Annotated in this window: 10 protein-coding genes; 8 read left to right on the top strand and 2 right to left on the bottom strand. The window is 40.6% G+C overall.

The window, feature by feature from the left end; all coding sequences use genetic code 11:
* Positions 1-88: 88 nt before the first annotated feature.
* Positions 89-1084: a FecR family protein gene (locus ACKWB9_RS08440; protein WP_414002576.1), complete on the bottom strand. Its 996-nt coding sequence runs from the start codon at positions 1082-1084 to the stop codon at positions 89-91.
* 136 nt (positions 1085-1220) lie between these two features.
* A complete protein-coding gene (locus ACKWB9_RS08435) occupies positions 1221-1754 on the bottom strand; it encodes an RNA polymerase sigma-70 factor (RefSeq protein WP_414002575.1) in 534 nt (177 codons plus the stop codon).
* Between the two features lie 314 nt (positions 1755-2068).
* Here ACKWB9_RS08435 and ACKWB9_RS08430 point away from each other — a divergent pair, with 314 nt between their 5' ends.
* From ACKWB9_RS08430 to iolG, 8 genes are all read left to right on the top strand, one after another.
* Positions 2069-3022 carry a class II fructose-bisphosphate aldolase gene (locus tag ACKWB9_RS08430; protein ID WP_414002574.1) on the top strand — a complete coding sequence of 318 codons (954 nt, stop codon included), beginning with the start codon at positions 2069-2071 and terminating at the stop codon, positions 3020-3022.
* 8 nt (positions 3023-3030) lie between these two features.
* The gene (iolB, locus tag ACKWB9_RS08425; protein ID WP_414002573.1) at positions 3031-3897 is read left to right on the top strand and encodes a 5-deoxy-glucuronate isomerase; all 867 of its coding nucleotides are present in this window, start codon (positions 3031-3033) and stop codon (positions 3895-3897) included.
* 4 nt (positions 3898-3901) lie between these two features.
* Positions 3902-4915, top strand: a complete 1014-nt coding sequence (gene iolC, locus ACKWB9_RS08420; RefSeq protein ID WP_414002572.1) for a 5-dehydro-2-deoxygluconokinase — start codon at positions 3902-3904, stop codon at positions 4913-4915.
* An 87-nt stretch (positions 4916-5002) separates the two neighbouring features.
* A complete protein-coding gene (gene iolD, locus ACKWB9_RS08415; RefSeq protein WP_414002571.1) occupies positions 5003-6862 on the top strand; it encodes a 3D-(3,5/4)-trihydroxycyclohexane-1,2-dione acylhydrolase (decyclizing) in 1860 nt (619 codons plus the stop codon).
* A gap of 21 nt (positions 6863-6883) precedes the next feature.
* Positions 6884-8479, top strand: coding sequence for a solute:sodium symporter family transporter (locus ACKWB9_RS08410; RefSeq protein ID WP_414002570.1), 1596 nt, complete (start codon positions 6884-6886; stop codon positions 8477-8479).
* A 49-nt stretch (positions 8480-8528) separates the two neighbouring features.
* Positions 8529-10007, top strand: coding sequence for a CoA-acylating methylmalonate-semialdehyde dehydrogenase (locus ACKWB9_RS08405; RefSeq protein ID WP_414002569.1), 1479 nt, complete (start codon positions 8529-8531; stop codon positions 10005-10007).
* Positions 10008-10019: 12 nt separating this feature from the next.
* Positions 10020-10925 carry a sugar phosphate isomerase/epimerase family protein gene (locus ACKWB9_RS08400; RefSeq protein ID WP_414002568.1) on the top strand — a complete coding sequence of 302 codons (906 nt, stop codon included), beginning with the start codon at positions 10020-10022 and terminating at the stop codon, positions 10923-10925.
* Positions 10925-11947: an inositol 2-dehydrogenase gene (gene iolG, locus ACKWB9_RS08395; RefSeq protein WP_414002567.1), complete on the top strand. Its 1023-nt coding sequence runs from the start codon at positions 10925-10927 to the stop codon at positions 11945-11947. The genes ACKWB9_RS08400 and iolG overlap by 1 nt, the downstream gene beginning before the upstream one ends.
* Positions 11948-11951 lie beyond the last annotated feature (4 nt).

The following is an 11951-nucleotide window of genomic DNA, read 5'->3' as shown; positions in this document are numbered from 1 at the left end:
TTATAGGGCTGCCTTCTTTTTTTGGTTTTTGTTTTTTTTATTTCATATATAATTTTTATTAAGTTAGTTCTGTTTTCGTTCTATATTCTTAATCGCCGCAGGAACCTTTTAAAAGCACCTCTTTTTCAGAGAGATAGGTATATTCCATATTCTTTTTTGCATACACGATACTTTTTAAGATGACCGACAGACGGGCATTGTCATAAGTAGCGGTAATATGGCATTCTGCCAAGGCTTTATTTTCCATCGCAATATGCACCCCATACCATCGTTCCAACACTTCGGCTACCCGACCAAGGGTTTCGTCCTCAAACTGGATGATACCATTTTTCCAATTCAGGTAACGATCCATGGCCACTTTACGGGTTTGCATATTTTCATTGTCCTTATTAAAAACTGCTTGCTCGTTCGGGGTAATGATCACTCCATCGGCAGCATCAAATTTAGGCGTCACTTCGACTTCACCTGTAGCCACCGTGACCATGGATAAATTGTTTTCCGGATAAGCACTTATATTGAAAGAGGTTCCCAATACTTTGGTTACCAGTTCCCCCGAGTTGATGATAAAAGGTTTTGAAGGATTGGGCGTTACATCAAAAAAGGCTTCTCCTATCAAGGTAACCTCCCTTGAGGCCATATTTCCAAAGCTATCGGGAAATACCAACGTACTACCGGAGTTTAAACGTATTTTAGTGCCATCACTCAATACGATATCGGTTTTTTGACCCGATAAACTGGTCTGTGTCAAAAGAAGAGGCTGTTTTACCTCGATTTTTTCTGGAGTCTGCAACAAAAACCCAACGCTTATGCCCAAAAGAACCAAAAATGAAGCAACGATCCCATACCATGGTCTCCATAGGGAATATCCGGATTTTTTTTGCCTTCCCTCAATTCCGCGAACTTTTTTCTTGATATTGCCCATCATCTCTTTTTTCAAGAGATCATAATCAAAATCCGACAGTCCTCCCAAATCACTTTCTATCCCATAACTATCAAAAAAGGTATCCAAAAAAACCTTCTCCTGATCAGAACAAGTATCGTTTAAATATCCGCCAAGAAGTTTTTTCAATTCTTTTTCGCTCATAACCATAGGTCTCCTCTTTATAGATGCACCAAAGACCAGATACCCTAATAAAAAGTTAAAAAAAATAATTTCACCATTTGTATAATTGTATGGGATTATTCGCAAGTAACTGGATAAGAAGGAAATAAATATAAAATCAAAAAAAGAAACCCATTACCTTTTTTAGATGTTTTAAGGAAACCGAAATATGGTATTCAACGGTTTTATAGGAAATGTCCAATTCTTCGGCAATCTGTTTGTTAGAAAGATTTTGATTTCTACTCATTTGAAATACCCTAAGGCTTTTTTGCGGAATATTTTGCATTGCCCGGCTTATTTTGTCCTGGGTATCGTGGTAATCAATGGTTTCATCTACATTGTTTCCTTCAGTAATTTTGTTGAATCTATTCAATACTTTTTGTTTGATCTTGGATCGGCGAAGAATTTCAAAACACTTTAATTTTGCCGCCCGGTAGAGATACGCCTCCAGATGTTTGATATCCAAATCATGACGTTTGGTCCATATTTTCACGAAAACGTCCTGTATGGCATCTTTGGCCAGCTCCTCGTTCTGAAGAATGGAAAAGGCAATTTGAAATAGTCGTTTCCAATACCTGTTATAAATCTGCTGGAAAGCAAACTCATTGTTTTCCTTTAGAAGGAGGAGCAAAGTATCGTTTGAAGCTGACATAAAACTTTGGTTTACCTAACTATTTTACTTCCCAAAGAAAGAAAAAACAAACTGGGGGAAGATTATCAAATCTTTAAGAATGTCCATTTTAACATTTGCATTCTTAGATATCACCATTCATTGATTAAGGTACATATTAATTTCAACCTATTCAAATATAAGGCTTTAAACCTGTCATCTGAATCTTCGTTGGGTTTTATTCAATGCAAACCTTTGCATAAGATTTCAGCATACAATACTTTATGGACTAAATATTTTATTGTTGTTTTGGGTGATTGGATGGATGATTAGCCATTCAAAAACAGTTAGTTTTTATGAACGTTTCTCCCAAAATATTGTTCGAGGCCTGTTATGGCAAATACGCCATTGCAGCGGTGAATGTCTTTACTATGGAGCAGGTGCATGGGTTGTTTAAGGCAGGACAAAGAGCTAATGCTCCTTTCATTGTTCAAATGACCCCGGTCGCACGTAATTATGCACATCCTAATATGTTGTTGGCCATGGTTTCGGCAGCGGCCAAGATTTATCCGAAAGCGACCTATGCCGTTCATTTGGACCATGGTACGGAAGAACATGCTTTTGATGCCATTGCATCAAAAAAATACAATTCGGTAATGATCGATGCTTCCCACGATGATTTTGCAACCAACATACAAAGAACAAAGGCCGTTGTAGAAAAAGCCCATAAGAACAATGTAGCCGTTGAGGCCGAACTGGGCGTGCTCAGTGGTGTAGAGGATGACATTTCCATTGATGAGAAACATGCCAAATACACCCAACCCGATGAAGTGGTGGAATTTGTGCAAAAAACAGCCTGCGATAGTCTGGCGGTCGCCGTGGGTACAAGTCACGGTGCATACAAATTTTCTGGCGGACAGGGTATTCAGTTCAATATATTGGAAGAGATCCAGAACAGGATTCCGGGGTTTCCCATTGTCCTTCATGGTGGTTCAGCGGTAAATAGTGCTGAAATTGAACGAATCAACCAAAGTGGAGGTCTTTTGAATGAGGGCGCTGCCGGTGTAGCCCCAGATGAAATCGTCAAATCCATTGCTTACGGTGTCTGTAAAATAAATATTGCTACAGACACCCGATTATTATGGACCCGTGTACACCGAGAATTTTTTAAAAATACCCCCGAACTTTTTGACCCCATTGTACCTGGACAGACCTATATAGATGAACAAGAAAAGTTTATGCTTGAAAAATTCGACCTCTTGGGCGCAACCGGAAGAGCAAATGAAATTAGAACATACAAAACTATATAATGAGTACAATGTCACCCTTATTAGTAAAACCTAAAAAAGATTCCGATACCTATCATAGTATATCGCCTGAATCGGCAAATTGGGAGTACTTAAATTTTGAAGCCCGACAATTAAAGTTAGGGGCGCAATGGAAATGGGATACAGAAGAAAATGAATTGGTTATCGTATTGTTAAGCGGAAATTTCAAGGTGACCAGTGATAAAGGAAATTGGGAAACTGTAAATGGTCGTAAAGACGTGTTTAGTGGGGTGGCTCATACACTATATCTTCCCAGAAATACAAATTTTACACTTGAGGCTACCAGTGCCAATTTAGACATTGCTTATGGCTGGTGTGCTGTTGATGAAGACTTTCCACCAAAATTCGTGACTCCTGAAGATACTCCAGTGGTCATTTTTGGGGGTGATAACGCCACCAGACAGTTCAATGATTTGGTACCACCAGGCTTTGGATGTAGTAAAATGGTATGTAGAGAAGTTTATACGCCTTCAGGCAATTGGAGCTCCTTTCCGGCACACAAACACGATGAACGCATTTTAGATGATGAAGGCAATGTACTGGAGCCCGTTCAAGAAGAAACCTATTTCTATAAGTTTCAAAAACCCGAAGCCTATGCCATACAGCAGGTGTACACAAAGGATCGGTCTTTGGACGAAATTGTAAGACCAAGACATGACGATGTGGTTATGATACCCAAAGGGTTTCATCCTGTGGTAGCAGAGCATGGTTTTCATTGCTATTATCTGAATTTTTTGGCAGGTACCGATCAATGCTTGGCGAATACCACAGATCCCGATCATGAATGGATCTATGATTCATGGTCCGAAAAAGATAAGAGATTGCCTTTAGTAACGGCAGAAATGAATAAAAAATAATTTTATGTCCGATAAAAAACATGATGTCATCACCTTTGGTAGGTCATCAATCGATTTATATTCTCAAAATATTGGTACTCCTTTTAATGCTATTGAGGGTTTTGATGCCTTTGTAGGTGGATCTCCATTGAATATTGCGGTGGCCTGTGCACGTTTGGGTGTTAATGCTAGTTTGCTTACAGCAGTGGGTAATGATAAAGTAGGTGAGTTTATTCTTGATTTTTTAAAGCGAGAAAATGTAAATACCCAAAACATTCCTGTTAAAAATGGCACAAGAAGTAGTGCTGTGGTCTTAGGAATTGAGCCACCAGATAAGTTTCCGTTAGTCTATTATCGTGATAATGCGGCCGATAGTCAGGTTGATATTGACGACGTACAGAATGCTAATATTCCTGATTACAGAATACTACTGATTAACGGCACGGCATTAAATGTAGAACCAAGTAGAAGTGCTACTTTTTTTGCTACGGAAATTGCAAATAAAAATAACGTAGATGTAGTTTTGGACCTTGATTTTAGAGCTGATCAATGGCATGACTACAGAGCCTTCGGATTAACGGTACGGGCCATACTTCCACGAGTAAAGATAGCCATAGGTACAGAGGAAGAGATATTGGCAGCCACCATGGACGATGCCTCGCAAGTAACCATTAAAGACCAACAAATCTCCGCTCCGGAAATTAAGGGAGATATTGATGTTTCAATAGACAGATTGCTTTCTTCTGGCATCGAAATACTTATTGTAAAACGGGGTGAAGACGGAGCTACAATTTATAGATCCAATGGCGAAAAAGAAGATGTTCCCGGCTTTCCTGTTGAAGTGCTGAACGTACTAGGTGCAGGTGATGCCTTTGCCGGAGGGTTCTTATATGGCATATTACAAGGATGGGATTTGTATAAGGCCTGTAGAATGGGCAATGCCAGTGGTGCTCAAGTAGTAACAAAAAACGGATGTGCTAATTTTATGCCTACCCTTGAAGAGTCCTTAAAATTTATTGAAGAAAAAGGAGGGTTTTAGCAAGCATAAGTGATGAGTTAAAAGTTATGGGTTTTGAATTGAAAAATATTCTATTTATAACAGTTAACGAACAATGAATATTAAACTATGAAAACAAGGAAACTTACGGTAGCACAGGCTACGATAACATACTTAAAGAATCAATATGTTGAGCGTGATGGTGTGCAAAATCGATTTTTTGCAGGTTGTTTTGGCATTTTCGGGCATGGTAATGTTGCAGGTGTTGGGCAAGCATTACACCAAAGCTTGGACTTTCCTTTTTATGTAGCCCGAAACGAACAGGGCATGGTACATGCGGCAGCGGCCTATGCAAAGGTCAAAAATCGCCTTCAGACCTTTGTCTGCACCTCGTCCATTGGACCGGGAGCTACTAATATGTTAACGGCTGCGGCAGGGGCTACAATCAATAGGATTCCCGTATTACTGATACCGGGCGATATTTTTGCTACAAGGCAAGTTGCTCCTGTATTACAGCAGTTAGAATCTGCTAATACACAAGATATTTCTGTGAACGATTGTTTTAAACCCGTATCCAAATACTGGGATCGTATCAATCGTCCTGAGCAATTAATTACCTCATTACCAGAAGTGATGCGAGTACTTACTTCGCCAGCCGAAACCGGTACCGTAACCTTGAGTATTCCCCAAGATGTACAGGCAGAAGCTTTTGACTTTCCAGAAGCATTATTCGATAAAAAAGTATGGCATATAGCTAGACCAATGCCAGATGCATCACTTTTAAAGAAAGCGATATCAGTTCTTGCCAAAAGTAAGAACCCAATGATTGTTTCTGGTGGGGGAACCATTTACAGTGGGGCAACCACCGTACTGAAAAATTTCGTCAACCGAACGGGAATACCCGTAGCCGAAACTTATGGAGGCAAAGGTTCGCTAACCTATGATGAACCTCAAAACCTAGGGGCTATGGGTGTTACCGGAACCCCCGGAGCCAATGAAATTGCAAAAGAAGCTGATGTGGTAATTGGTATAGGTACACGATACAGTGACTTTACCACCATCTCAAAATCTGCATTTCAAAATCCAAATGTGCAGTTCATCAATATCAATATTGCGGAATTTGATTCCTTTAAACATGGGGCTATCCCTCTAACAGGCGATGCCAAGGCTATTTTAGAAGCCATTGACAATGCACTTTCCGATTATAAAGTAGATTCAGCTTATGCGAACAAGGTCAAAGAACTTAATAAAAGTTGGGATGCCTTTGTCTCAGAAATCTATGCTGAAAAAAATGAATCCCCTGCTTTTCAGGGAGAGGTGATAGGAGCGGTCAATGCCATTGCTACGGATAAGGATATTGTTTTATGCGCTGCCGGAAGTTTGCCGGGCGACCTTCATAAATTATGGAGAACGTCGCACCCTAAAGGATTCCATTTAGAATACGGATATTCTTGTATGGGCTATGAAATCGCCGGAGGATTAGGGGCCAAAATGGCAAATCCCGATGGGGAAGTTTATGTTATGGTGGGCGATGGAAGTTATCTCATGATGGCCCAGGAAATGGTGACCGCAATACAGGAGAAAATCAAAATGACCGTTGTGATGCTCAATAATGATGGGTATTCCAGCATTGGAAGTCTGTCCAGTTCTGTAGGTAGCGATGGTTTCGGTACTTATTATCGATATAGAAACGAAGAAACACAACAACTGGATGGGGGTCTATTGCCCATTGACTATGCAGCTAATGCAGCAAGTATGGGTGCCTACGTCATTAAGGCCAAAAATGTAGAAGAATTGAAAGCGGCGTTAAAAGAAGCCAAGACCATTGACCGGACCGTCTTCATCTATATTGAGGTAGATCGAAAAAAAGCGGTTCCCGGGTTTGCCTGGTGGGACGTTGCCATTGCTCAAGTATCGGAAAAAGAAGCAGTAAAAAAATCATTAAAAACGTATAAGGACAATAAAAAAACGCAAAAGCACTACCTCTAAAATCAAATAAACCAATAGATTATGGACAGCAATTTAATGATCACCTTAACTTCTTTCATCCTTTTTACGGGTGGGGTCGCCTTTTTCACATGGTATAGCCTTCGGAAGACCAATTTAAACTCAACCGCAGGGTATTTCTTGGGCGGGCGAAGTTTGACCGGGGTGGTCATTGCAGGATCCATGTTATTGACCAATATTTCATCGGAACACCTGATCGGTATGAACGGTAACTCTTATGTCAATGGGTTTATTGTCATTGCCTGGGAGGTTACGTCTTCCATAGCTTTAGTCATCGCCGCCGTGATTTTCATTCCCAAATATTTAAAAATGGGACTGACCACGATTCCTCAGTTTTTGGAAAATCGGTTCGATGGAACCACCAGAACCTTGGTGGCCCTGATCCTAATTTTATCAATGGTCATTACCCTATTGCCAATTGTGTTGTACTCAGGTGCTATTGGCATTGAAAGTCTATTTGGTATTTCCGATATTTTTGGTGTAAGCAAAACCGAAGGCTTGTGGATTACTGTAGTGGCCATTGGGGCCATTGGATCGATCTATGCCATTTTTGGAGGTTTGAAAGCAGTAGCTTACTCGGATACCATAAACGGTGTGGGGCTCTTGGTGGGCGGATTATTGATTCCTTTTTTTGCCCTATGGGCCATTGGCGATAGCAATATTGTAGATGGTTTGGTCAAGGTATATGAATTTGCCCCTGAAAAATTTAACGTCATCGGAGCGGCAGATTCCGTTTTGCCCTTTGAAGTGCTTTTTACCGGATTGATCATCAACCAACTCTATTTTTGGGGTATGAACCAGACCATTATACAACGGGCCTTGGGCGCAAAAAACCTTAAGGAGGCCCAAAAAGGCTTATTGCTGACAGGTCTTTTTAAGATATTGATTCCCTTGGTCATTATCCTTCCCGGGGTTATCTGCTACTACTATTTTCAAGATTCTTTTTACGACAACCAAGATGCGGTATATCCAGAATTGGTAAAAAAAGTGCTTCCCGTTTGGATGATCGGTTTCTTTGCGGCCGTAATCATGGGAGCGGTGCTGAGTACGTTCAATTCGGTATTGAACTCCATCGCCACCCTGTTCAGTGTTGGAATCTATAAAAGACATATCAATAAAGAAGCTGGCGATTCAAGTATGGTACGGGTAGGTAAGATAACATCGGCCGTTTTGGCCATAGCAGCCATATTTACGGCTCCTTTGGTAGCCAACGCATCCGATGGGCTATATCAATTATTGCAACAATTGAACGGAATTTTCTTTATTCCGATTGCATCCATCCTATTGGCAGGGTTCTTTATGAAAAAAGTATCTGCCTTGGGCGCAAAAACAGCCTTGATCTTTGGGCTCTTCTTTTACATTTTTATGTCATGGGGATACACTTCGCACGGGATACATTTTGTACACCTTTGGGGAATCGAGTTCATACTGAACGTCATTATCATGTATGCCGTTTCCTATTTCCGACCCAGAAAGAATATGTACGAAGTAACCGATGTAGGGGTAGTAGATTTGGTTTCCTGGAAATACACCAAACCCATGTCCATAGCCCTGTGTGGCATAACCATATTGATATACATCTTGCTTGGAAGCAACTGATTTAAGAACAAACACAATAAAAACAAATAGTATTTAAGCCATAATAAAAATGAACATTTTAAGAAATTATATAGACGGCGTTTGGACGGAAAGCGTATCAAATCAAACAATCGACGTGTTGAATCCGGCCAATCAAGAGACATTGGCCAAAGTACCTTTTGGCCCCGACACTGCTAAGGACATGAACCAGGCCATTGAATTGGCGCACCAAGCCTATTTGGAATGGAAAGATGTACCTACCATGCGAAGGGTACAGCCCCTTTTTAAACTAAAAACCCTTCTAGAGGATCATAAGGAAGAAATTGCCAAATTGATTACCGATGAATGTGGAAAAACTTATGGAGAATCATTAGGAGAACTGCAACGAGCTATTGAAAACGTTGAAGTAGCATGTGGTGCCTATGTAATGGGACAATCTGAATTTTCAGAGAATATCGCCAGTGGTATCGATGAATTTATGATTCGTCAACCTTTGGGTGTATGTGGTTGTATTACTCCATTCAATTTTCCAGGTATGATTCCTTTTTGGTTCTTGCCTTATGCTATTGCTACAGGAAACGCATTTATCATAAAGCCTTCAGAAAAAGTACCCATGACCATGCAATATGTTTTTGAGCTTATTGACCAAAAACTAGATTTGCCCAAAGGCTTGCTCAGTTTGGTGCATGGTGGTAAAGATTCCGTGGACACCCTATTGCAACATCCTAAAGTAAAGGCTATTAGTTTTGTAGGGTCAACACCGGTGGCAAAATATATTTATTCAGAAGGCACCAAATACGGCAAACGTGTACAGGCGCAGGGAGGTGCTAAAAACCCGGTCGTTATTATGCCCGATGCCGATGTAGATCTGACCACAAAAATTATAATAGATTCCGTTTACGGTTGTGCCGGACAGCGCTGTTTAGCTGCTTCCGTAATCATTCCTACAGGAGATAACAAAGGACAATTTACCGAAGCCTTGGTAGAAGCGGCAAAATCCCGAACTGTAGGGTATGGCTTGGATAAGGCAACGGAAATGGGACCGGTAATTACCCCTGAGAGCAAACAACGGATAGAAGGGCTCATACAAAAAGGTGTAGATGAAGGCGGTAATCTATTGTTGGACGGGCGTAATACAAAAGTATCCGGATTTGAAAAAGGAAACTTTGTAGCCCCAACCATATTAGAAGGCCTGCCTTTACAGGGCCAGGTTATGGAGACTGAAATATTTGGTCCGGTAATGAGTTTGGTGAATTTTGATGAATTAGACCAAACCATAGATTTTATAAACCAAGGTCGATATGGAAACATGGCTTGTATTTTTACAAGAGACGGTTTGGCAGCACGTAAATTCAGAAGTGAAGTTATGGCCGGTAATGTAGGTATCAATATTGGCGTAGCTGCTCCTGTAGCACAATTTCCGTTTTCAGGTTGGAAAGAATCGTTCTTTGGAGATTTGCACGGACAGGGAAGACATGCGATTGAGTTCTTCACCCAGACCAAGGTAGTAATAGAGAGATGGCCAAAAAACTGGAGTAGAAAATTTTAATACCCTTATTTCATGATTAAAATTGCAAATGCCCCTTGTTCATGGGGCGCGTTGGAATTCGATTTGGAAGAAAAATCGGAGGAAATCGGTTTTGAACAGGTTTTGAATGAGATTAAGGAAACTGGCTATGTAGGTACTGAATTAGGTGATTGGGGGTATATGCCTACCACCCCTAATCGGTTAAAAGAAGAAATAAACAAAAGGGGCTTGGAACTTTTAGGAGCGTTCGTTCCCGTAGCATTAGCGGAAGACACCGCACATGAAAAGGGTCTTACAACGGCCTTGAAAACAGCGGAACTCATGTTCAAGGCAGGTTATAAAAATGCCTTTATTGTACTTGCCGATGATAATGGATCTGTATCTGAGCGTACCCAAAATGCTGGAAGGATCCAACCAGAAATGGGCCTTACCGAAACACAGTGGGCTACTTATGCCAAAGGGGCAAATGCTATAGCCAAAACAGTAAAAGATACTTTTGGTATTCGCACCGTATTTCATCACCATTGTGCGGGGTACATTGAAACTCCTGAAGAGATTGATAAATTGATGGCCCTGACCGATCCAAAACTATTAGGATTGTGTCTGGATATGGGACATTATGCCTTTGGAGGGGGAAACCCTATGGATGCTCTCGAAAAATATGCCGATCGGATCTGGCATGTGCATTTTAAAGATTATCATCCCGGTAAGGCCGAAGAATCCCGTATAGCCAATGGAGATTATTTTGACGCCATAAAGCGAGGAGTATTCTGTAAATTAGGAGAAGGTGCAGTCGATTTTAAAGCTGTTGTAGACTATTTAAATAAAATAAATTATAATGATTGGATTGTAGTAGAGCAAGATGTTCTACCCGGAATGGGGGACCCAAAAGCTTGTGCACAATTCAATAGAGATTATATAAAAACCTTAGGCTTATAATGAAAAAAATAAAATTTGCAGTTGCTGGATTGGGTAGGATAGGGAAAATACATTTAGACAACTTGCTCCAAATGCCTCATGCAGAAGTAGTAGCAGTAACCGACCCTATAGAGGCTTCGTTACAATATGCAAGAGATCAAGGAGTTTCTTTAACTGTAGCAACCTACGAAGAGTTATTGGCACTTCCAGAGGTTGATGCTGTAATAATCTGTACTCCAACAGATACCCACGCAAACTATGCTGAACTAGCGGCCAAAGCCGGAAAACATATTTTTTGTGAAAAACCTTTAGATCTTGATTTAAATAGAGTTATGAACGTTCTACAGGTTGTTGAGGCAACAAATGTCAAACTCATGTTGGGCTTTAACCGAAGATTTGATCAAGAGTTCAAGAAAGTGAAGAATGTAGTAAAAAGTGGTCAGATTGGTGAGCCCCATTTGGTAAAAATAACCAGTAGGGATCCGGGTGCTCCACCAGTGTCCTATATTAAACAGTCGGGAGGCTTGTTTTTGGATATGACCATCCATGATTTCGATATGGCTCGTTTTATCGTTGAAAAAGAAGTAGAGGAAGTCTATGCCAAAGGAGCCGTTTTGATAGATGATGCCATTGGCAAAGCAGGCGATATCGATACCGCCATAGTGACCCTAACCTATACCGATGGCACCATGGCCGTAATAGATAATAGTAGAGAGGCCGCATACGGTTACGATCAGCGTGTTGAGGTATTCGGTTCTAAAGGAATGGTACAGGGAAATAACAATTTGCACGATACCCATAAACTACACAATAAAGATGGAATACACGGTGCATTGCCCCTTCACTTTTTCTTAGAACGATATGCCCAGGCCTATAAAACCGAAATACAAGATTTTGTGGATGCACTTACAAGTAATGAAAATGTACCCGTAGATGGAGAAGATGGACTACAATCTTTACGGATTGGGTTGGCCGCTAAAAAATCTTTGATGGAAAATAGACCTGTAAAAATCTCAGAAATCAATTCTGAGGTTACTATATAATTTA

The organism is Maribacter spongiae (assembly GCF_047345125.1).
GTDB lineage: Bacteria > Bacteroidota > Bacteroidia > Flavobacteriales > Flavobacteriaceae > Maribacter.
The sequence above is the reverse complement of the archived record's forward strand: the minus strand, read 5'-3'. Positions and strand labels throughout refer to the sequence as shown.